Origin of the sequence: Janthinobacterium sp. SUN118 (assembly GCF_030397695.1) — a bacterium.
Taxonomy (GTDB): Bacteria; Pseudomonadota; Gammaproteobacteria; order Burkholderiales; family Burkholderiaceae_D; genus Janthinobacterium.
Genome location: NZ_JAPUBV010000007.1, coordinates 61,470 through 82,360, shown reverse-complemented (window position 1 = coordinate 82,360; position 20,891 = coordinate 61,470). Strand labels below are relative to the sequence as shown.

28 protein-coding genes are annotated in these 20,891 nt (G+C 62.2%); 4 read left to right on the top strand and 24 right to left on the bottom strand.

Annotation, left to right across the window (positions count from 1 at the left end; genetic code table 11):
- Window positions 1-16 precede the first annotated feature (16 nt).
- The 4 genes from O0880_RS27275 to O0880_RS27260 all read left to right on the top strand — a co-directional run bounded on the left by O0880_RS27275 (window position 17) and on the right by O0880_RS27260 (window position 3,252).
- A complete protein-coding gene (locus O0880_RS27275) occupies window positions 17-505 on the top strand; it encodes a hypothetical protein (protein WP_289889575.1) in 489 nt (162 codons plus the stop codon).
- 200 nt (window positions 506-705) lie between these two features.
- Window positions 706-2,532 (top strand): DUF885 domain-containing protein, encoded by a 1,827-nt coding sequence (locus O0880_RS27270; protein ID WP_289889574.1) that lies wholly within the window; start codon window positions 706-708, stop codon window positions 2,530-2,532.
- A 178-nt stretch (window positions 2,533-2,710) separates the two neighbouring features.
- Window positions 2,711-2,944, top strand: a complete 234-nt coding sequence (locus O0880_RS27265; RefSeq protein WP_289889573.1) for a hypothetical protein — start codon at window positions 2,711-2,713, stop codon at window positions 2,942-2,944.
- A gap of 59 nt (window positions 2,945-3,003) precedes the next feature.
- A complete protein-coding gene (locus tag O0880_RS27260) occupies window positions 3,004-3,252 on the top strand; it encodes a hypothetical protein (protein WP_289889572.1) in 249 nt (82 codons plus the stop codon).
- Here the strand turns inward: O0880_RS27260 and tatC are convergent.
- From tatC to O0880_RS27140, 24 genes are all read right to left on the bottom strand, one after another.
- On the bottom strand, window positions 3,249-4,004 hold the full coding sequence (gene tatC, locus O0880_RS27255; RefSeq protein WP_071326069.1) for a twin-arginine translocase subunit TatC: 756 nt from the start codon (window positions 4,002-4,004) through the stop codon (window positions 3,249-3,251). The genes O0880_RS27260 and tatC overlap by 4 nt on opposite strands.
- Window positions 4,001-4,543, bottom strand: a complete 543-nt coding sequence (tatB, locus tag O0880_RS27250; protein WP_289889571.1) for a Sec-independent protein translocase protein TatB — start codon at window positions 4,541-4,543, stop codon at window positions 4,001-4,003. Before tatB ends, tatC begins: the two co-directional genes overlap by 4 nt.
- Window positions 4,544-4,591: 48 nt before the next feature.
- Window positions 4,592-4,828 carry a Sec-independent protein translocase subunit TatA gene (gene tatA / locus O0880_RS27245; RefSeq protein ID WP_071326067.1) on the bottom strand — a complete coding sequence of 79 codons (237 nt, stop codon included), beginning with the start codon at window positions 4,826-4,828 and terminating at the stop codon, window positions 4,592-4,594.
- Between the two features lie 80 nt (window positions 4,829-4,908).
- On the bottom strand, window positions 4,909-5,280 hold the full coding sequence (locus O0880_RS27240) for a histidine triad nucleotide-binding protein (protein WP_071326791.1): 372 nt from the start codon (window positions 5,278-5,280) through the stop codon (window positions 4,909-4,911).
- Window positions 5,281-5,295: 15 nt separating this feature from the next.
- Window positions 5,296-5,667 (bottom strand): phosphoribosyl-ATP diphosphatase, encoded by a 372-nt coding sequence (locus tag O0880_RS27235; RefSeq protein WP_071326066.1) that lies wholly within the window; start codon window positions 5,665-5,667, stop codon window positions 5,296-5,298.
- Complete coding sequence (gene hisI / locus O0880_RS27230; RefSeq protein ID WP_071326065.1) at window positions 5,664-6,101, bottom strand: phosphoribosyl-AMP cyclohydrolase; 438 nt, start codon at window positions 6,099-6,101, stop codon at window positions 5,664-5,666. The genes O0880_RS27235 and hisI overlap by 4 nt, the downstream gene beginning before the upstream one ends.
- A 27-nt stretch (window positions 6,102-6,128) precedes the next feature.
- Window positions 6,129-6,890: an imidazole glycerol phosphate synthase subunit HisF gene (gene hisF, locus O0880_RS27225; RefSeq protein ID WP_070219637.1), complete on the bottom strand. Its 762-nt coding sequence runs from the start codon at window positions 6,888-6,890 to the stop codon at window positions 6,129-6,131.
- 60 nt (window positions 6,891-6,950) lie between these two features.
- Window positions 6,951-7,724: a 1-(5-phosphoribosyl)-5-[(5-phosphoribosylamino)methylideneamino]imidazole-4-carboxamide isomerase gene (hisA, locus tag O0880_RS27220; RefSeq protein WP_071326064.1), complete on the bottom strand. Its 774-nt coding sequence runs from the start codon at window positions 7,722-7,724 to the stop codon at window positions 6,951-6,953.
- 57 nt (window positions 7,725-7,781) lie between these two features.
- Window positions 7,782-8,420 (bottom strand): imidazole glycerol phosphate synthase subunit HisH, encoded by a 639-nt coding sequence (gene hisH, locus O0880_RS27215; RefSeq protein ID WP_083412070.1) that lies wholly within the window; start codon window positions 8,418-8,420, stop codon window positions 7,782-7,784.
- Window positions 8,421-8,458: 38 nt separating this feature from the next.
- Window positions 8,459-9,049 (bottom strand): imidazoleglycerol-phosphate dehydratase HisB, encoded by a 591-nt coding sequence (gene hisB / locus O0880_RS27210; RefSeq protein ID WP_010402123.1) that lies wholly within the window; start codon window positions 9,047-9,049, stop codon window positions 8,459-8,461.
- A gap of 19 nt (window positions 9,050-9,068) precedes the next feature.
- Entirely contained in the window at window positions 9,069-10,163 is a 1,095-nt protein-coding gene (gene hisC / locus O0880_RS27205) for a histidinol-phosphate transaminase (RefSeq protein ID WP_071326063.1), read from the bottom strand.
- Between the two features lie 29 nt (window positions 10,164-10,192).
- Window positions 10,193-11,164, bottom strand: a complete 972-nt coding sequence (locus O0880_RS27200) for a site-specific DNA-methyltransferase (protein ID WP_289889695.1) — start codon at window positions 11,162-11,164, stop codon at window positions 10,193-10,195.
- A 5-nt stretch (window positions 11,165-11,169) separates the two neighbouring features.
- Entirely contained in the window at window positions 11,170-12,495 is a 1,326-nt protein-coding gene (gene hisD / locus O0880_RS27195) for a histidinol dehydrogenase (protein WP_289889566.1), read from the bottom strand.
- A gap of 24 nt (window positions 12,496-12,519) precedes the next feature.
- Window positions 12,520-13,200 (bottom strand): ATP phosphoribosyltransferase, encoded by a 681-nt coding sequence (hisG, locus tag O0880_RS27190; protein WP_071326061.1) that lies wholly within the window; start codon window positions 13,198-13,200, stop codon window positions 12,520-12,522.
- 19 nt (window positions 13,201-13,219) lie between these two features.
- Window positions 13,220-14,470 (bottom strand): UDP-N-acetylglucosamine 1-carboxyvinyltransferase, encoded by a 1,251-nt coding sequence (murA, locus tag O0880_RS27185; RefSeq protein WP_289889564.1) that lies wholly within the window; start codon window positions 14,468-14,470, stop codon window positions 13,220-13,222.
- A 4-nt stretch (window positions 14,471-14,474) separates the two neighbouring features.
- Window positions 14,475-14,711, bottom strand: coding sequence for a BolA/IbaG family iron-sulfur metabolism protein (locus O0880_RS27180; protein WP_034753824.1), 237 nt, complete (start codon window positions 14,709-14,711; stop codon window positions 14,475-14,477).
- 45 nt (window positions 14,712-14,756) lie between these two features.
- Window positions 14,757-15,518: an ABC transporter permease gene (locus tag O0880_RS27175; RefSeq protein ID WP_071326059.1), complete on the bottom strand. Its 762-nt coding sequence runs from the start codon at window positions 15,516-15,518 to the stop codon at window positions 14,757-14,759.
- The gene (locus tag O0880_RS27170) at window positions 15,515-16,432 is read right to left on the bottom strand and encodes an ABC transporter ATP-binding protein (protein WP_289889562.1); all 918 of its coding nucleotides are present in this window, start codon (window positions 16,430-16,432) and stop codon (window positions 15,515-15,517) included. The genes O0880_RS27175 and O0880_RS27170 overlap by 4 nt, the downstream gene beginning before the upstream one ends.
- Before the next feature lie 211 nt (window positions 16,433-16,643).
- A complete protein-coding gene (locus tag O0880_RS27165; protein WP_071326057.1) occupies window positions 16,644-16,991 on the bottom strand; it encodes an STAS domain-containing protein in 348 nt (115 codons plus the stop codon).
- A gap of 64 nt (window positions 16,992-17,055) precedes the next feature.
- Window positions 17,056-17,691 carry an ABC transporter substrate-binding protein gene (locus O0880_RS27160; RefSeq protein WP_071326056.1) on the bottom strand — a complete coding sequence of 212 codons (636 nt, stop codon included), beginning with the start codon at window positions 17,689-17,691 and terminating at the stop codon, window positions 17,056-17,058.
- Between the two features lie 71 nt (window positions 17,692-17,762).
- On the bottom strand, window positions 17,763-18,647 hold the full coding sequence (locus tag O0880_RS27155; protein ID WP_289889561.1) for a VacJ family lipoprotein: 885 nt from the start codon (window positions 18,645-18,647) through the stop codon (window positions 17,763-17,765).
- Window positions 18,644-19,114: an outer membrane lipid asymmetry maintenance protein MlaD gene (mlaD, locus tag O0880_RS27150; RefSeq protein WP_071326054.1), complete on the bottom strand. Its 471-nt coding sequence runs from the start codon at window positions 19,112-19,114 to the stop codon at window positions 18,644-18,646. Before mlaD ends, O0880_RS27155 begins: the two co-directional genes overlap by 4 nt.
- Before the next feature lie 78 nt (window positions 19,115-19,192).
- Window positions 19,193-19,975 (bottom strand): lipid asymmetry maintenance ABC transporter permease subunit MlaE, encoded by a 783-nt coding sequence (gene mlaE, locus O0880_RS27145; protein WP_034753807.1) that lies wholly within the window; start codon window positions 19,973-19,975, stop codon window positions 19,193-19,195.
- Window positions 19,972-20,781, bottom strand: a complete 810-nt coding sequence (locus O0880_RS27140; RefSeq protein ID WP_083412199.1) for an ABC transporter ATP-binding protein — start codon at window positions 20,779-20,781, stop codon at window positions 19,972-19,974. Before O0880_RS27140 ends, mlaE begins: the two co-directional genes overlap by 4 nt.
- Window positions 20,782-20,891: the final 110 nt, after the last annotated feature.

Sequence of the window (20,891 nt, the reverse complement as noted above, 5' to 3'; positions counted from 1 at the left end):
GTTTTGATCCCATGCCATGACCGACTATATCGCCACCAGCGCCGGCCAGCGCGCCACCTTCTTGTGCGGCAAATCCTGGACGGCCTATGCCGGCACCTTCATCATGGCCGTGCTGCTGTTTTTCGCCGCCCTGCCGCTGGCCTTCAAGTACAACACGCGCGCCGCCCTCGTCGTGCTGATCGGTTCGGCCCTGATCGTCGGCTACCGCCTGCTGACGACCCGCAGCTACCAGCTGTACTACGACGAGGCGGGCGTGTGGCTGGCGTCCGGCATCTTGCCGTGGAAGAAGAAACTGACGGGCGTCAAATGGCGCGACATGGATGAAGCCGTGTATGAAACCAACTTCTGGAGCTGGCTGTTCCAGTCCTACACGATCCACGTCAGCCAGCGTTACACACAAGAAGTCGAAATCCACGCCACCGGCATGGCGCGCGGCAAGGATGCCGTGGCGGCCCTGAATGCGCGCCACCAGGAGCTGCTGCACGGCAGCGCCATCGTCGTCTAGCCCGGCGGACGGCCGGCAAAAAACTGCGCAAGCGCGGCAATTAGTGCTAATCTTTGGGCCGCCCTGGCAAGCAAGGCCGACCTTTCAATAGTTGTTTGTTATTTATATTATCAGTTTATTCGTGACTGGATTTAACAAACAACCAAATATTCAAGAGATGAACTATGCTGACAAGAAATAAAGTTGCGCTCGCCGCATTGATGATGGCATTCACCCTGACACCGGCCAGCGCCGCCAAGAAACCGCAGAAAAGCGGCAAGGCCAGCACCAGCAGCAGCAAGAAAAAAACCGTCGCCAAGAAGGCGGCCGTCGTCAGCGCCGCCACGGCAGCCACGGTAGCGGCCGTCGCCAGCGAGAACAGCAGCGACCGTTCCATGAATAACCTGAGCGGCCAGTTCCTCACCGCGCTGTGGCGCATGGATCCGGAAGGCGCCATTGCCGTCGGCAAATACGACGGCGCCGCCAACCTGAGCATTCCCGACGCGGCCAGCCGCCAGAAGCAGCTGGCCTTCATCGAAGAATGGCTGGGTAAATTCGGCAAGCTGAATGCGGGCAAGATGTCCGACAAGCAACGTACCGACCTGGCCTTGCTGACCAATAAACTGCAGTCGGACCGCTGGTACCTGACCACCTTCCGCGAATTCGAATGGAATCCCGCCCTCTACAACGTGGCCGGTTCCATCGACTTCATCCTGAACACGGAATACGCGTCGCAGCCGCAGCGCCTGCGCACCTTGCTCAAACGCATCGCCACCGTGCCGCAATACTATGTGGCCGCGCGCGCCAGCATCCATCAGCCCACGCGCGAACACACGCAGCTGGCCATCGCCCAGAGCGCTGGCGTGCTCAGCGTGCTTGACGACTTGAACAAGACGGCGCAAGGCTCGATCCTGACGGCGACCGAGAAGCAGCTGTACAACGCGCGCATCGCCGCGGCCCGCACCGCCGTGCAAGGCTATGCCGCCTGGCTGACGGAGCAGGATGCGGCACTGGCGCAAAATGGCAACGCCCGCTCCTTCCGCATCGGCAAGGACTTGTACGAGCAGAAATTTACCTACGATATCCAGGCCAGCGTCAGCGCCGAACAGATGTACCAGAAGGCCCTGGCCGCGCGCGAAAAACTGCTTGAACACATGGACAGCCTGTCCGACGAGCTGTGGCTGAAAACCATGGGCAACGCGGCCAAGCCGGCCGACCGCACGGCGAAGATCGGCATGGTCATCGACAAGCTGTCGAGCAACCACGTGGCGCCAGCCGATTTCGTGCCGGAAATCCGCCGCCAGATCCCGGAATTGCAGGAATGGGTGACCAGCCACAACCTGCTGACGATGGACCCGAAAAAGCCGCTCGTCGTGCGTGAAACGCCGGCCTACCAGCGCGGCGTAGCCGGCGCCAGCATCGAGGCGCCCGGCCCGTATCGTCCGCAAGACCGCACCTATTACAACGTGACGCCGCTCGACGGCGAAACGCCGGAACAGGCGGAAAGCAGCTTGCGCGAATACAACCACTGGATCTTGCAGATCCTGAACATCCACGAAGCCATCCCCGGCCACTACACGCAGCTCGTGTACGCCAACAAGTCGCCGTCGCTGGTCAAGTCCATCTTCGGCAATGGCGCCATGATCGAAGGCTGGGCCGTGTATGGCGAGCGCATGATGCTCGAATCGGGCTATGGCAATAACGCGCCGGAAATGTGGCTGATGTACTCGAAGTGGAACTTGCGCAGCGTCACCAACACCATCCTCGACTACAGCGTGCACGTGCTGGGCATGACGCGAGAGCAGGCGCTCGACCTGCTGACGCGCCAGGCCTTCCAGACGCAGCGCGAAGCGACGGAAAAATGGCGCCGCGTGCAGCTGAGCTCGGTGCAACTGACCAGCTATTTCAGCGGCTACAGCGAAATCATGGACTTGCGCGAACAGCGCAAGCAAGCGCTGGGCAGCAAATTCGTGCTGAAGGATTTCCATGAACAATTCCTCAGCTATGGCAGCGCGCCCGTGAAAGTCATCAAGGAATTGATGAATTAAGCCGCACGCATCCTCACCGTGCACAGGGCGCCGCGGCGCCCTTTTTGCATGCGTTTGCGCCACCGCAAACCGCCCGGCGCCGTAGCGCCTACGCTGACAGGAAGGCAGGCGCCACTGCTCTCCTCACCGGCAATTGCCGATTTTTCTGCTAGGGTGATGGCCAGGAACGTTCACGCATATGCCCGTCCAGTGCGACACCCGCGATTACGCCAAGCGCCTCGCCTCGGCAGGCGTGCCCATGTCGCAAGCGGAAGCCCATGCGGCGGCCCTGGGGGATTTGCTGGGTGCGGCCGTCGTCGTGCGTGGCGAGCTGGCGGCGCTGGAGCGCAATCTGTCGGGGGAAATCCAGCCGCTGGCGCAAAAGGTCGACACCAGGGGGATGCCCTGGAATTGCCACTCGCTACCAGAATAGATGCACTGGAGCATCAGCTCGACACGAGGATAGATGCCCTAGAATTGGATGCCCTGGCATTGACACGCAATACCAGGATAGAGACGCTGGGGCAAAAATTTGACACCCGCCTGGAACGCCTGGACTTGCGCCATGGCGCCGACATGAAACACGTGCTCTGGATGGTGCGCAGCCTGATCCTGCTCAACCTGGCCATCCTCGGCAAACTGATGCCGCAGCAAGCACCCACTAACGTCCCGCTCGATAAAAAAGCCGCGGCTCCCGAGGAAGCAGCGGCTTGCATCTGCACGTGGTGGAGCTGGCTTTAGGACGCCTCTTCCGGCGCCTGCGTGGCCTTGACGAAGATGGGCGCCACCAGCAAGCCCAGCTCGAACAGCAGGCACATGGGAATGGCCAGTGAAAACTGGCTGACCACGTCCGGCGGCGTGACGATAGCGGCAATGACGAAGGCGCCGACGATCACGTACGGGCGCACTTCCTTGAGCTTCGCGATGGACACCAGGCCCATGCGCACGAGGATGACCACCACGACGGGCACTTCGAAGGTGGCGCCAAAGGCCAGGCACATCGACATGACGAAATCGAGGTAGTTTTCGATATCGGGGGTCACGGCGATTGACGACGGCGAAAAGTCGCTGATGAAGTGAAACACGCGGCCAAAGACAAAGAAGTAGCAGAAGGCCACGCCGGCCATGAACAGCAGCGACGAGGAAATGACGAGCGGCGCGATCAGGCGCTTTTCATGCGTGTACAGGCCGGGGGCGATGAAGGCCCACATCTGGTACAGCACCCAGGGCAGGGCGACGATGAAGGCGATCACCAGGGTCACTTTCATCGGCACCAGGAAGGGCGAGATGACGCCGGTGGCGATCATTTTCGAGCCGGCCGGCAGCGAGGCGATCATCGGCGCGGCGATGAAGTCGTAGATCTGCGACGGGCCTGGCCAGTAAAACAGCACGGCGCAGACGACGGCGATGCCGATCGAGGCCTTGACCAGGCGGTTGCGCAGCTCGACCAGATGCGAGATAAAGGTTTCTTCCACCGGGGATTTGCTACTCATGAGTAAAAGGAGGAGGAACTGGCGCGCGGACGGAAACGCGCCACGCGGGCGGCGGCCGACTGCACGTGCATCTTGCCGCCATGGCGCTGCTTGTACCAGCCGGGAATGGCGGAATTGCGCACCAGCTTCTTGCGGCGGAATTCGCGCGCCTTGCGGGCCAGGTCATCGTTGGTGGCGCGCAGCATGGCTTCATGGGCGTCGTGCCCATCGTCATGCCCCGCATACGCGGCGGAGTCGCCACGCCACGCGTTTTCCACCTCGGCCAGGTTGCCCGAGATCGAGTTTTCCACGCCATGCATGGATTTCTCCACGCTTTGCTTGACGGAATGGGCCGCCTCCTGCACTTCCTTCTGCAGGTTCTTCAGCTCTTCCATTTCGATTTCGCGTGAGACTTCGGATTTGACCTGGTTCAGGTAGCGCTGCGCGCGGCCATACAGGGTACCGGCCATGCGCGCCACTTTCGGCAGCTTTTCAGGGCCGATGACTATCAGTGCAACCACGCCGATGATGGCGATTTTAGAGAGACCGAGATCGATCATAAGCGGACAAGTGCCGTTACCGGACGAGGCAATCGCCCCGCCACGCTATCAGGACTTGCTTTTCTCTTTCGTCTCGACGTCGATGGTGCTTTTGTCGGCCACTTGCGATGGCGCAGCAGGAGGAGTGTTGGCTGCCGGGGCATCATCTTCGCCCTTGACGCCATCCTTGAAGCCTTTGACGGCCTTGCCGATATCACCGCCGATATTGCCCAGTTTCTTGGTGCCGAAGACCAGCATCACAATGACCAGAACGATCAGCCAGTGCCAAATACTCAATGAACCCATCACATTCTCCTTGCGGGACGGTGCCCGAATAGCGTCAACCAATGCGGGTAGTATACACGCGAACCCGGCGCGCGGCGAAATCAGTGCTGGCCGCGCCAGGGACGCGGGCCGCCATACACGTGCATGTGCAGGTGGTATACCTCTTGCCCGCCGTCCGGGCCACTGTTGATCATGGTCTTGAAGCCGCCGGACGGCACGCCATCGGCGTCATAGCTGACGGCACAGCCGAACTCGGCAGCGAGCTTCGGCGCCAGGCGCAGCAGCTTGCCCAGCACTGCCGTATGGCTGTCGTCGCAGTCGGACAGGCTGGCCACGTGCTGCTTCGGTATCAACAGCAGGTGCACGGGGGCGGCCGGGTTGATGTCCTTGAAGGCCAGCAAGTCCTCGTCTTCATAGACTATGCTCGAAGGAATTTGCTTTGCAGCAATCTTGCAAAAAATACAGTTATCCACGCGCGCTCCCATCAATCAGTGTTTATCCGTTTCGCCGGCGTCGCGCAGCTCATCCTTGCGCGCCGCCTTCTCTTCGAGACCGGACAGGCCTTCGCGGCGCGCCAGCTCGTCAAGCACCTGCTGCGGCGTCAGGTCGAACTGCGCCAGCATCACCAGGCTGTGAAACCACAGGTCGGCGCACTCGTACAGGACCTTGGACGGGTCGTTGTCGCGCCGCGCATCCTTGGCGGCCATCACGGTTTCCGTCGCCTCTTCGCCGATTTTTTTCAAGATGGCATCGTCGCCCTTGGCAAACAGGCGCGCCACATAGGAGGTGGCGGGGTCGCCGCCATTGGCCGGCTTGCGCGATTCGATCACGGCGGCCAGGCGCTTTAAAGTTTCACTCATTTGTTCTTGGTTTCCGCGTATATCGTTTCGGGGTCTTTCAGCACCGGGTCGGTGACTTGCCATTCGCCCGTTTTCTCGTCGCCTTCGAACTTCTGGAAGAAGCACGAGTGGCGGCCCGTATGGCAGGCGATGCCGCCGGCCTGCTCGATTTTCAGCAAGACCACGTCTTCGTCGCAATCGAGGCGGATTTCCAGCACCTTTTGCGTGTGCCCCGACTCTTCGCCCTTGTGCCACAGTTTCTTGCGCGAACGGCTCCAGTATACGGCTTCACCCAGTTCCACCGTGCGCGCCAGCGCGTCGCGGTTCATCCAGGCAAACATCAGCACGTCATTGCTGCCCGCCTCCTGCGCGATCACGGGCACCAGCCCATGCTCGTCCCATTTGACCTTTTTCAGCCACTTGGCATTGCTCGATACGATCGTTGCGTTTTGCATATGGTTCTATCCCGGGTTGGACGCTGATTATGCCAGGCGCATGGGAATGCCCTGCTGCGCCATGAAGCGCTTGGCTTCCTGCACCGTATGCTGGCCATAGTGGAAGATGCTGGCGGCCAGCACGGCGTCCGCGCGACCCACCTTGATGCCGTCGACCAGGTCCTGCAAGCCGCCCACGCCGCCCGAGGCGATGACGGGAATGCTGACGGCGTCGGACACGCCGCGCGTCAAGCCCAAATCAAACCCCACCTTGGTGCCGTCGCGGTCCATGCTGGTCAGCAAGATTTCACCGGCGCCCAGGCTTTCCATTTTACGCGCCCACTCGAACGCGTCCAGGCCCGTGGCGGTGCGTCCGCCGTGGGTAAACACTTCCCACTTGCCCGGTGACACCTGCTTGGCGTCGATGGCCACGACGATGCATTGCGAGCCATGCTTTTGCGATGCCTCAAACACCAGCTGCGGATTCGTCACGGCCGAGGTGTTGATGCTGACCTTGTCGGCGCCCGCGTTAAGCAGCCGGCGCACGTCTTCCACCACGCGCACGCCGCCGCCCACCGTCAGCGGGATGAACACTTGCGAGGCCACCGCTTCGATGATGTCGAAGATCAGGCCGCGGTTGTCGCTCGAGGCGGTAATGTCGAGGAAGGTGATTTCATCGGCGCCCTGCTCGTCGTAGCGGCGGGCGATTTCCACCGGGTCGCCGGCGTCGCGCAATTCCGTGAAGTTGACGCCTTTGACGACGCGGCCATTGGTCACGTCGAGGCAGGGGATGATACGTTTTGCAAGCATGATGATATCCAGATTGTCGCCAGGCCCGGGCATGCGCAGGCACGCCCCGGCCGGGCTGGCTTAAACGGCGGCGTCGGTCAGCTCGTCGGCGCGCTCTTGCGCCTGCGCCAGGTCGATCGTGCCTTCATAGATGGAGCGGCCGCAGATCACGCCTTCGATGCCTTCGGCCTGGACCGCGCACAGCGCTTCCACGTCGCCGATATTGTGCAGGCCGCCCGAGGCGATGACGGGGATCTTGACGGCTTGCGCCAGCTTGACGGTGGCTTCGATATTGATGCCGCCCATCATGCCGTCGCGGCCGATGTCCGTGTAGATGATCGATTCGACGCCATACGCCTCGAATTTCTTGGCCAGGTCGATCACTTCATGGCCCGACATCTTGCTCCAGCCGTCCGTTGCCACCTTGCCATCCTTGGCATCGAGGCCGACGATGATGTGGCCCGGGAAGGCGCTGCAGGCGTCGTGCAGGAAGCCGGGGCTCTTCACGGCCGCCGTGCCGATGATGATGTAGCTGATGCCGGCATCCAGGTAGCGCTCGATGGTGTCGAGGTCGCGGATGCCGCCGCCCAGCTGCACGGGGATTTCCTCGATGTCGTTTTCCACGGCGAAATCTTGCACGGCCTTCAGGATGGATTTCACGGCGCCTTCGTTTTTCGGCTTGCCGGCAAATGCGCCGTTCAGGTCGACCAGGTGCAGCCGGCGCGCGCCTTGCATCAGCCAATGGCGGGCCATCTCGGCCGGGTCTTCGGAAAATACGGTGGCAAGTTCCATATCGCCTTGTTTCAGGCGTACGCAGTGACCGTCTTTCAGGTCGATGGCGGGAATGAGCAGCATGGTCAGTGTGGTGTCAGAGTGAGTGAGGAGCGAAGCCGGAAAGGCCACGAAGGTACGTCAAGGTTGCCAGTGAACGAAGTTCTTGTACAGCTGCAAGCCAGCGGCAGCGCTTTTTTCAGGGTGAAACTGTGTCGCGAAAATATTATCACGCGCGACCGCGCACGCAAACGGCGCACCATAGATAGTCTGGCCCACCGTGTGCGCGGCCTCTTGAGGTTGAGCAAAATAGCTGTGCACAAAGTAAAAATACGCCTGGTCGGCAATGCCCTCCCACATGGCATGGGATGCCGTTTGCCGGACTTGGTTCCAGCCCATTTGCGGCACCTTGAAGCGCGAACCGTCTTCCTGCACCTGGCCATCGAGCTGGAAGCGCACGACTTTGCCCGGCAGCAAGCCCAGGCCCGCCGCATCGCCCTCTTCGCTGGCGTCGAACAGCATTTGCTCGCCGATGCACACGCCCAGCACGGGCTTGCTGTCGGCGGCGCGCAGCAGCGCTTCGAGCACGCCCGATTCGCGCAGGCTGCGCATGCAGTCGGGCATGGCGCCCTGGCCCGGCAAGACGATGCGGTCGGCGCTGTCGATGTCTTGCGCCAATCCGGAAATGCGCACATCGGCTTCCGGCGCCACGGCGCGCAGGGCTTGCGCCACGGAGCGCAGGTTGCCCATGCCGTAATCCACCACCACAATTTTATTCATGTTTAATCTCGGAATCTACAGGGTATCGAGGGTGGCGCTTACAGGCTGCCCTTGGTCGACGGAATGATGCCGGCCGCGCGCTCATCGAGCTCGGCCGCCATGCGCAGCGCACGGCCAAAGGCCTTGAACACGGTTTCGCACTGGTGGTGGGCATTCGTGCCGCGCAAGTTGTCGATATGCAATGTCACGCCCGCATGGTTGACGAAGCCGCGGAAAAATTCCAGGGTCAGGTCGACGTCGAAGCCGGCGATCATGGCGCGCGTAAACGGGATGTGGTATTCGATGCCGGGGCGGCCCGAGAAATCGAGCACCACGCGCGACAGCGCCTCGTCCAGCGGCACATACGCGTGGCCGTAGCGGCGGATACCCTTCTTGTCGCCGATGGCCTTGGCCACGGCCATGCCCAGGGTGATGCCCACGTCTTCCACCGTATGGTGGTTGTCGATATGCACGTCGCCCGTCGCTTCGATATCGAGGTCGATCAAGCCGTGGCGGGCGATCTGGTCCAGCATATGGTCGAGGAAGGGCACGCCCGTGTTCAGCTTTTGCTGGCCGGTGCCGTCCAGATTGAGGGCGACGCGAACTTGCGTCTCATTGGTGTTGCGCGTGATTTCTGCGGTGCGGTTCATGGGAGGCTCTGGCGATAGGCTAAACGAGGGATGCCTTGAAGGCATCGAAAAAAAGGGAATTCTCTTCCGGGGTGCTGACGCTGATGCGCAGGCAATTGACCAGCGCAGCATGCATTTTACTCATATTTTTAATTAAAACCCTGCGGGCAAGCAGTTTTGCGCAAACATCGTCGGAATCAGCCACACGAATCAGAAGAAAATTTGCCTTCGACGGAAATACCGTCACGCCGGGCAGTTCCGCCAGGCGCAGCGCCAGGTCGTCGCGCGCGCTGTTGAGCAGGGCCGCCTGCGCATTGAGCACGTCGAGATGCTCGAGCGCGAATTCGGCCGCCGCCTGCGTCAGCACATTCACGTTGTACGGCGGGCGCACTTTCTCGAATTGCGCCAGCAGGGCCGGCGCGGCCGACATGTAGCCGAGGCGGATGCCGGCCAGGCCCAGTTTCGACACGGTGCGCATCACCACCAGGTTCGCGAATTCGGGCAGGCGGCCCATGAAGCTTTGCTGCGCGAACGGTTCATACGCTTCGTCGACGACGGCAATGCCCGTGTCGCCCAGGGCCGCGAGGATGCGTTCGATGTCGGCGCTGGCAAACAGGTTGCCGGTCGGGTTGTTCGGGTAGGCGAGGAACACCAGCGCCGGGCGGTGCTGCTCGATCGCCGCCAGCATGGCGTCCATGTCCAAGCTGAAGTCGGCGTTCAGGGGCACGCCAACGAAATCCATGCCGGCAAACTGCGCCGAGCGCGCATACATGACGAAGGCCGGCACGGGCGCCAGCAGCACGGCGCGCTTGCCCGGCTCCTGGCGGGCGCAGGCCATGGCCAGGATCGAAATCAGTTCGTCGGAGCCGTTGCCCAGCATGACGTCATAGCCAGATGGCACACCCAGCTTGGCGCAGATGGCCGCCTGCAGGCTGGCGTACGACGGCGGATAGCGGTTCAGCACCACGTTGGCCAGGCGCGCGCCCAGCGCATCGCGCAAGTGCTGCGGCAGCGGATACGGATTTTCCATCGCATCGAGTTTGATGTAACCGCTGGCGTCGGCCACATGATAGCCGCCTATGGCCCGCACATCAGGCCGCACGGTATTGCTGATTAACTGATCGAGGAAAGACATGCTGCAAATACTCCTGATGTAAATGGATGCTAGAGGGCCACGTCTTCCGGCACGGCGGCGCTGCGCGCCTTGCGGGCCGGGGCTTTTTTCACGGCGGGCGGTTTTTTCACGGCAGCCGGCTGTTTCACGGCAGCCGGCTTTTTAGCGGCCGCCTTGGCGGCCTTGGGCACGGCGGCGGCGCGGCGCTTGGCCGGCGCCTTTTTCTCAGGCTTAGCCGCAGCCGGTTCGGCCAGCTCCTGTGCCAGCGCCGCCAATCGCTGTTCGATGATGGCGCAGTAATCGGGATTGAGTTCGAAGCCGACGAAATCGCGCCCGCAGCGCTTTGCCGCCAGCGCCGTGGTGCCGCTGCCCATGAACAGGTCGAGCACCACGCCGCCAGGCGGACACGATGCCTTGACCATGCGCTCGATGATTTCCAGCGGCTTTTGCGTCGGGTGGTCGGCCCGTTCCGGGTGTTCCTTGTGCAGGCGCGACACGCTCCACAAGTCTTTCGGGTTGTAACCGACTTCCAGCCATTTGGCGCCGATGAAGATCGAGCGCGAACGGGCTTTCTTGGTGGCCGCGTCGTAGGCGATGCGCACCGCGTCAAGGTCGAAGTAGTAATCCTTGCGCTTGACGAAGAAGCCGATGGTGTCGTGCACCGATGAAAAGCTGCGCACGCTGCCACCCATGGACGGCACGCGGCGATCCCAGATGATTTCATTCATCATCGCCATGCGCTGTTTCAGCATGACGAAGATCTCCGGCGAATAGCGCCAGGTGAGGAAGATATACAGGCTGCCGTTGGCTTTCAGCTTGGGCAGCGCCGCATCGATCCATTGCTCCGTCCAGCGCAGGTAGTCGGCTACCGACTGCTGGTCCGAGGCATTGCCGTAATCCTTGCCCAGATTGTAAGGCGGGTCCGTCAGGATCAGGTCCACCGAGCCATCGGGAATGCGCGCCAGCCCCGCCAGCGCGTCTTCGCAATAGACCCGGTTGGCCCAGTCCGGCCGCTCCGCCATATTCGTCATGGCTGCGGCTTCAGACGCAGTTCGGCGCTGCGCGCGTGGGCTTGCAAGCCTTCGCCATACGCCAGGGTGGCGGCGACACGGCCCAGGGTTTGCGCGCCCGCTTCGCTGACGTAAATGATGGACGAGCGCTTCTGGAAGTCGTACACGCCCAGCGGCGACGAGAAACGCGCCGTGCGCGACGTCGGCAGCACGTGATTGGGACCGCAGCAATAGTCGCCCAGCGATTCGGACGAGAAACGGCCCAGGAACATGGCGCCCGCGTGGCGGATCTGCTCGGCCCACTGCTGCGGATGCTCCGCCGAGATTTCCAGGTGCTCGGCGGCGATGGAGTTGGCGATCTCGCACGCTTCTTCCATGCTGCGCACCTTGATCAGCGCGCCCCTGTCCTGCAGCGAGGTGCTGATGGTGGCCTGGCGCGGCATCGTCGGCAGCAGCTTGGCGATGCTCTCCTCGACTCTGGCGATATAGTCCGCGTCGGGGCACAGCAGGATGGCCTGCGCCAGCTCGTCGTGCTCGGCCTGCGAAAACAGGTCCATCGCGACCCAGTCGGGGTCCGTCGTGCCATCGCACAGCACGAGGATTTCGGACGGTCCGGCGATCATGTCGATGCCGACGATGCCGAACACGCGGCGCTTGGCGGCGGCCACGTAAGCGTTGCCGGGGCCGACGATCTTGTCCACGGCGGCAATCGTCTGCGTGCCGTAGGCCAGCGCGCCGACGGCCTGCGCGCCGCCGATGGTGATCACGCGCGTCACGCCGGCAATCGCGGCGGCCGCCAGCACCATCTGGTTCTTCACGCCGTCCGGCGTCGGCACCACCATGATGATCTCGCCCACCCCCGCCACATGCGCGGGAATGGCGTTCATCAGCACCGACGAAGGATAGGCGGCCTTGCCGCCCGGGACGTAGATGCCGACCCGGTCGAGCGGCGTGATCTTCTGCCCCAGCACCGTGCCATCGGGTTCGGTGTAGGTAAAGCCGCGCAGTTCCTCGCGCTGGCGTTCGTGGAAGGCGCGGATGCGCTGGGCGGCGATCTGCAGCGCCTCGCGCTGGGCCGACGGCAAGCCGTTCAGGGCCGCCTGCAATTCGGCTTGCGAAATATCAAACGCCGCCATTTCCGCCGCGCCGCCATGCGGGATGCGGTCGAAACGGTTGGTGTATTCCAGTACCGCGGCGTCGCCGCGCGTTTTCACATCGGCCAGGATTTTCGCGACCGACGTTTCAATCGCTGCATCGGTACCCGCCTCGAACGCCAGCAGCGTATCGAGCGATTGTTGGAAACCTTCCTGGCTTGAATCGAGCTTGCGTATCTGTATCGGCATAATCGGCTTTCTGCTACTGAATGTCTAGGCTTGCGAAGCAGTTTGCGAGGCGCGTTCGAAGGCCTCGATAATCGGCTGCAAGCGCTCGCGCTTGAGCTTTAAGGCGGCCTGGTTGACCACCAGGCGCGACGAAATTTCCATGATGTGTTCAACCTCGACGAGGTTGTTCGCGCGCAAAGTGCTGCCCGTGCTGACCAGGTCGACGATGGCGTCGGACAGGCCCACCAGCGGCGCCAGCTCCATCGAGCCATACAGCTTGATCAGATCGACGTGCACGCCCTTGGCGGCGAAGTGCTCGCGCGCCGTGTGCACGAACTTGGTGGCCACGCGCAGGCGCGCGCCCTGGTGCACGGCCTTTTCATAGTCGAAACCGGCCTGCACCGCCACCGACATGCGGCAGGAGGCGATATTCAGGTCGATCGGCTGGTACAGGCCTTCGCCGCCATGTTCGAGCAGCACATCCTTGCCCGCCACGCCGAAATCGGCCGCGCCGTACTGCACGTACGTGGGCACGTCGCTGGCGCGCACGATGATGACGCGCACGTTCGGATCGTTGGTGGCCAAAATCAGCTTGCGCGACGTTTCCGGGTTTTCCAGCACCTTGATGCCTGCCGCTTCCAGCAGCGGCATGGTGTCCTCGAAAATGCGGCCTTTCGAGAGCGCCAGTATCAGCTGGGAGTTGTCACCGCTGTTCGATCCGTTCATGCTCGTTCCTTTTTTGTTTTTACTTGATGCGCACGATGTTCGCGCCCACGGCCGACAATTTGACTTCCATGCGGTCGTAGCCACGGTCGAGGTGATAGATACGGTCGATCAGCGTTTCGCCATCGGCGGCCAGGGCCGCGATCACCAGCGACGCCGAGGCGCGCAGGTCGGTCGCCATCACGGGCGCGCCGCGCAGCTGCTTGACGCCGGCGATGATGGCCGTGTTGCCCTCGATGGTGATGTCGGCGCCCAGGCGGTTCATTTCCTGCACGTGCATGAAGCGGTTCTCGAAAATCGTCTCGGTGACGCGGCTGGCGCCATTGGCGATCGTGTTGACGGCCATGAACTGCGCCTGCATGTCGGTCGGGAAGCCGGGGTATTCGGTGGTGCGGAAGCTGACCGGGTTCGGGCGGGCCGACATCTCGGCGCGGATCCAGTCGGCGCCGAAGGTCATCGTCAGGCCCATGGCGCGCAGCTTGTCGAGCGCCGCGTCGAGAATATCGGTGCGCACGTTGCGCAGGGTGATGTCGCCGCCGGTGGCCGCCACGGCGCACAGGAAGGTACCCGTTTCGATGCGGTCGGCGATGACCGCGTGCGAGGCGCCGTGCAAGGCGTCCACGCCCTGGATCACCAGGCGGCTGGTGCCGATGCCGTCGATCTTCGCGCCCATGGCCACCAGCAGGTGGGCCAGGTCGGTCACTTCCGGCTCGCAGGCGGCGTTTTCCAGGATGGTCTCGCCTTCGGCCAGGGTCGCGGCCATCAGCAGGTTCTCGGTGCCGGTGACGGTGATCATGTCGGTGACGATGCGCGCGCCTTTCAGCTTGGCGCACTTGGCGTAGATGTAGCCGGCTTCGATGCGGATCTCGGCGCCCAGCGCCTCGAGGCCCTTGATGTGCTGGTCGACGGGACGCGAACCGATGGCGCAGCCGCCCGGCAGCGAGACCTTGGCTTCGCCGAAGCGCGCCAGCATGGGACCGAGCACCAGAATCGAGGCGCGCATGGTCTTCACCAGTTCGTATGGCGCTTCGAGGGTGTCGATGGCGCTGCCGTTGAGGACCACGTGGTCGCCGTCCTGCCGTATCTTCAAGCCCGTCTGGCCCAGCAGTTTGAGCATGGTGGCGACGTCGTGCAGGTGCGGCACGTTCGTCAGGTCCAGGTCACCCGCGGTCAGCAGACCGGCGCACAGGATGGGCAGGGCGGCGTTTTTCGCGCCGGAGATGGCGATGTCGCCGTTCAGGCGGTTGCCGCCGTTGATCAGGAGCTTGTCCATGTGCTTATCCTTGGAATTCTTCAGGTGTCAGGGTTTTCATCGACAGCGCGTGGATTTCCTCGCGCATGCGGTCGCCCAGCGCCGCGTAGACGATCTGGTGGCGCTGGATCAGGCGCTTGCCGGCAAATGCGGGCGAGACGATCACGGCCTGGAAGTGCTGGCCATCGCCCTCCACTTCGAGGTGCGTGCATTCGAGGCCGGCCGACAGGTAGCCGTGGATCAGTTCTGGAGTGGTGGTCACGATAAGTCCTTGATATTGAATAATGTAGTGTGTGATGTGCCGCAATTAGTGGCGTAATCTGTAACCGCTTTTCAGCAGGCGGATCGACGCCAGCGCCAGGATCACGAGGAAGCCGGCGACGATGGAAAGACTGAGCCACGGGCTAACGTCGGAGGTGCCGAAGAAGCCGTAGCGAAAGCCGTCGATCATGTAGAAGAAGGGGTTCAGGTGCGACACCGTCTGCCAGAACGGCGGCAGCGAATGGATCGAATAGAACACGCCCGACAGGAAGGTGGCCGGCATGATCAGGAAGTTCTGGAAGGCGGCCAGCTGGTCGAATTTCTCGGCCCAGATGCCGGCGATCAAGCCCATGGTGCCCAGCATGGCGGCGCCCAGGAAGGCGAAGACGACGATCCACAGCGGCGCGACAAACGACAGGTCGGCGAACCAGCAGGTGATGGCGAAAACGCCAAAGCCCACGGCCAGGCCGCGCGCGACGGAAGCGAGTACATACGCCGAAAAGATTTCCCAGTGCGACAGGGGCGTCAGCAGCACGAACACCAGGTTGCCCGTGATCTTGGACTGGATCAGCGAGGACGAGGAATTGGCGAAGGCGTTTTGCAGCACGCTCATCATCACCAGGCCGGGAATCAGGAAGGCCGTGTAGCTGACGCCGGGGCTCGGCTCCACGCGGCCGTCGAGCACATGGCCGAACACCAGCAGGTACAGCATCGACGTGAGCACGGGCGCGGCCACGGTTTGCGTCGCCACTTTCCAGAAGCGCAGCGTCTCTTTGTAGACGAGGGTGCGAAATCCTGTCGAAATCATACGGTACCTTTATCCATGATCTGCAAGAAGATATCTTCCAGGTCGGCTTGTTGCAATTGCATTTCGTCGATGTCGGCGCCCGCTTCGCGCAGGCGGGCGAGGATCTTCTCGACTTCGCTGTATTCGTTGACGCGCAGGCTGAACTTGTTCGGCGCCTGCTGCTCTTCCGGGTGCAGCACCAGGTGCTGCAGGTCGGCCGGCAGGGCGCCGTGCTTCAGGTGCACCTGCAGCTGCGAGCCGGCGATGCGGCGGATCAGCGCCGACATGGTGTCGAGCGCCACCACCTTGCCCGTCTTGAGCATGGCCACGCGCTGGCACATGGCCTGCGCTTCTTCCAGATAGTGGGTGGTCAGCACGACGGTGTGGCCGCCTTCGCGGTTCAGGCGCGAGATGAACTTCCACAGGGTCTGGCGCAATTCCACGTCGACGCCGGCCGTCGGCTCATCGAGCACGATGACGGGCGGCTTGTGCACCAGCGCCTGGGCGACGAGCACGCGGCGCTTCATGCCGCCCGACAGCGCGCGCATGTTGGTGTCGGCCTTGCCGGTCAGGTCGAGGTTTTCCATGACCTCGTCGATCCACTTGTCGTTGTTCGGCAAACCGAAATAGCCGGACTGCAGGCGCAGCGTCTCGCGCACGGTGAAAAACGGATCGAACACGAGTTCCTGCGGCACCACGCCCAGGTTGCGGCGCGCGTTGCGGAAGTCCTTGACCACGTCGTGGCCGTGGATCTTGACGGTGCCAGCATCGGGCCGTATCAGGCCGGCGATGATGGAAATGAGGGTGGTCTTGCCGGCGCCGTTGGGACCGAGCAGGCCGAAGAACTCGCCCTCCTCGATCGCCAGCGACACGCCGCCCAGCGCCTTGAGCGATTTATAGCTCTTTTCTACATTCGTTATTTGAATTGCGGTCATGTGCTTGTTTCAAGTGTAATGCGTCTGGTGTGATGCGCCAGTTGCCGGGGAAATCCAGGCCGGCAGGCCAGTGCAGGGCGCCACCTTCAGGCGAGGACGGCGCAACAGTCAATTATAGTTGGAAAATTCGTGGAACACTTGGAGTTCAATCCGGCGGCGCTGCTGGCCTGCCGGCTTGAAAGCTACTGCTGATGCGGGGAGTGGGACAGGATCAATGATGATGCAGGTCGGACGGGCTGCGTTCGGCGTGGCCGCCGGCGCTGCCGCAGTCCTCGGCCGTCAACGTGCTCGAAACGAGCGAGCAGACGCCATACAGCTTGGTGAGGTTTTTCAGGTTGTTCGGCAGGTTTTTCAGCTCCAGCACGCCGCCGGCATCCTGCGCCGCGCGCTGCCACGTCAGCATCACGGAGACGGCCGCCGAATCGACGGCCTTGACGTTACGCAGGTCAAACTTCGTCTGACCCGAGCGGATGGCGTCCAGACCCTGCTCCAATGCCGAAGTGGCATTGTGCACGGTCAGGGAAGTCAGGGACTGCAAGGTGTCGAGAGAGTCTGGCATGGCGTAGGGCTGCGCTGGTCTGAAGCTGGGTCTGGAGCTGGGTCTGGAGCTATATGATAGCCGATTATTTGGCTTTGGCAGCGGGACGGCTGGCCAGGGCCTTGTTTTTCGCAGCCAGGGTCTTGATCAGGCCATCGATGCCGCCCTTGCTGATTTCGCTGGCAAAGCTGCTTTTGTAGGTTTCCACCAGCCACGCGCCGAGCACGTTGATGTCATAGATCTTCCAGCCGGCCGGGGTTTTCGCCACGCGGTAGTTCAGGGGCACGGGTTCGCCGCGCGCCATGTTCACCTGCGAGCGCACTTCCACGTCCGTATCGGCCGGATCGGCGCGCAGCGGCTTGAATTCCACGGTTTCGTTCTTGATCTGCGACAGGGCGCCCGAATACGTGTAGATCAGCAGCGTGCGGAATTCCGCAGCCAGCTGCTTTTGCTGGTCCGGCGTGGCGTCGCGCCAGTAGCGGCCGGCGGCCAGGGCCGTCATGCGCTGGAAATCCACGTACGGCAAGATCTTGCTTTCCACCAATTCGGTGACGCGCTTGATGTCGCCAGCCTGGATGCCCTTGTCGGCCTTGGCCGTGTCGATCACGTCCTGGCTGATGCGTTTTACCAACACATCGGGCGCTTCCACGGCGGGCGCGGCCTGGGCGGCGGTGGCAAAGGCGATGGTCGCCATCGCGAGCAATTGTTTCATCAATTTCATGGTTCTACCTTTCATGGTGTTGCTATGCACCGGCTGGCGCTGATCGCAGCCGTGGTGTTCTTGTCCCGAGTTTACTCCTGAGGCTTGGCCTCGGAAGCAACGGTATTGCTACCAGATGTTACGAGTTCGACAGGCACGACGTCGGCGGCGGCCGTGGCGGGCGCCGCTTCCACTGGGGCCGGCTGCGGTTTCGCATCGTACTCCGGCTCGTAATCGCTGGTGTCGTTTTTTGGCACTTTGCGGTCGCGGCGGTCCGTATCGCCATCGAAAACCTTGCTTTCGCGCGCCTGCAGGAAGCCGTCGCGGATGAATTCATAGCGGTCCAGCGCGGCCGCTTCCATCAGGTTGGTCGCGTCGAGCAGCGCGGCGCGCTTGTCGACCACGCGCGTCACCGTGCCGATATTGCGCACCGAGACAGGATCCTTGTAGCGCCACGGGTCGCCCGTGATATCGAGCGGCAGGGCCACCGTGTCGCGCACGGTCGATGGGCCCAGCAGCGGCAACATCACGTACGGACCAGGCTGGACGCCATACCAGCCCAGGGTCTGGCCAAAGTCTTCATTGTGCTTCGGAATGCCGGCCTGCGAGGCGATGTCGATCAGGCCGAAGATGCCGAAGGTCGAGTTCATGCTGACGCGCACGACGTCCTGCAAGCCCGCTTCACCCTTGCCTTGCAGCAAGTTGTTCACGGCGCTCCACACATCGGACAAGTTGCCGAAGAAGTTGCCGACACCGGTTTGCACGAACGATGGCGTGACGGTCTTGTAGGCCGTGGCGACCGGTTTCAGGGCCACCCGGTCGACGGTGTCGTTGAACTTGAACATGGCGCGGTTGTACCCCTCGAGCGGGTCGCGCGGGTTGGTGCCGGTGGCGCAGGCGCTCACGCTGGCGGCGATGGCCAGGGCCAGGCCGATACGCGCCAGGCTGCCTTGGGATTTCATGGTCGACTCGCTCATTTGCTGTCCTTTCCTTCCGCTGCCTTGCTGTAGATGAACTGATTGATCAGGTCTTCCAGCACTGTGGCCGATTGAGTACGGGCGATCTTGTCGCCCTCTGCCAGGTTAGCCAGATCGCCGCCTGCTTCCAGGCCGATATATTGCTCACCCAGCAAACCGGCCGTCAGAATCTTGGCCGAGCTATCTTTCGGAAATTTGTAACCATCTTCGATGTCGAGTTTCACCAGCGCCTGGTACGTCTTGTCGTCAAACGTGATGGCCGACACGCGCCCCACCACCACGCCGGCGCCCTTGACGGGCGCTTGCGGCTTGAGACCGCCAATATTGTCGAACTTGGCGTTAATGGTATACGTCTTGCTGAAGGACAGCGAGCTCATATTGCCAGCCTTGAGCGCCAAAAACATCAATGCCGCCACACCCAGCAAGACGAACAAGCCGACCCAGACATCCAAAGATTTACGTTGCATAAACAATCCTAAATAATTTTTACTTGCCGCCACCTGCGCGGAACACCACCCAGGCCGCTATTTGCCGCTGATGCGCAATTATTTGCTAAACATCAACGCCGTCATCATGAAATCGAGCCACCACACCATCAGCGACGAAATCACCACCGTGCGCGTGGTGGCGCCGGACACGTCTTCCGGCGTCGGCTGCGCCTGGTAACCCTGGAACAGGGCGATGAACGTCACCGCGATGCCGAAGACCAGGCTCTTGATGGTGCCATTCCCCACTTCTTTCCAGACATCCACGCCGCCCTGCATCTGCGACCAGAACGAGCCTTCATCGACGCCGATCAGCACCACGCCGACCAGGTAGCTGCCGATGATGCCGACGGCCGTGAAGATGGCGCCCAGGATCGGCATGGCGATCACGCCGGCCCAGAAACGGGGGGCCAGCACGCGCTGGATCGGGTTCACGGCCATCATTTCCATGGCCGACAGCTGCTCGCCCGCCTTCATCAGGCCGATTTCCGCCGTCAGCGAGGTGCCGGCGCGGCCCGCGAACAGCAGCGCCGTGACGACCGGACCCAGTTCGCGCGTCAGCGACAGCGCCACCAGCAAGCCCAGCGACTGCTCGGCGCCGTAGGTGGTCAGGGTGTAATACCCTTGCAAGCCCAGCACCATGCCGACAAACAGGCCGGAAACGGCGGTAATCACCAGCGAGCGGTTACCGATAAAAAACAGTTGCTCAATCACCAGACGCGGACGGCGCCACAGGCCGCCCGACGAGGCGATGATGATGAAAAACGACCGCACGGCAAAGCCGAGGTCTTGTACCGAACGACGCAACCAGGCTCCGATCGCCGCCAGGAAACGCGCGATCATCGGCCGCCCCCCGCCTGCAGACCCAGGTCGTCGGCCAGCGACTTGCCCGGATAGTGGAACGGTACGGGGCCATCGGCCTCGGCATTGACGAACTGCTTCACGTACGGATGCGTCGACACGGCCATTTCGGCCGGCGTGCCGTGCGCCACAATCTTGCCCGATGACAGAAAATAGACATAATCAGCGATGGCGAAACACTCCTTCACATCGTGCGATACCAGGATAGACGTGGAGCCCAGCGCATCGTTCAGATTGCGGATCAAATTGGCCGTCACGCCCATGGAAATCGGATCCAGGCCGGCGAACGGCTCGTCATACATGATCAATTCAGGGTCGAGCGCGATGGCGCGCGCCAGGGCGACGCGGCGGCCCATGCCGCCCGAAATCTCGGCCGGCTTCAATTGCGCCGCATTGCGCAAGCCGACGGCGTGCAGCTTCATCAGCACCAGGGTGCGGATCAGCTCTTCATTCAAGTCCGTATGCTCGCGCAGCGGGAAGGCCACGTTCTCGAACGCCGTCAGGTCTGTAAACAGGGCGCCGTGCTGGAACAGCATGCCCATCTTGCGGCGCAGCTGGTATAACTGGTCGGTCGCCAGCGTATGCACGATCTGGCCATCGACATTGACGGAGCCGGAACTGGGGCGCAGCTGGCCGCCGATCAGGCGCAGTACGGTCGTCTTGCCACTGCCGGAGCCACCCATGACGGCCACAACTTTTCCACGTGGGAAATCCATTTGAAGGCCCGATAAGATCGAACGTTCTCCATAGGCAAAGTGTAAATCACGGATTTCAACAAGATTTGGCACGACGAAGCTCACTATTTTAATGGCGTATTGTAGTGCAGAAACGCCAATCTCTGCTGAGACACCCCCTTGTGCTGCCCTGCAGAGGGGGAGAATACAACACTAATGAATCG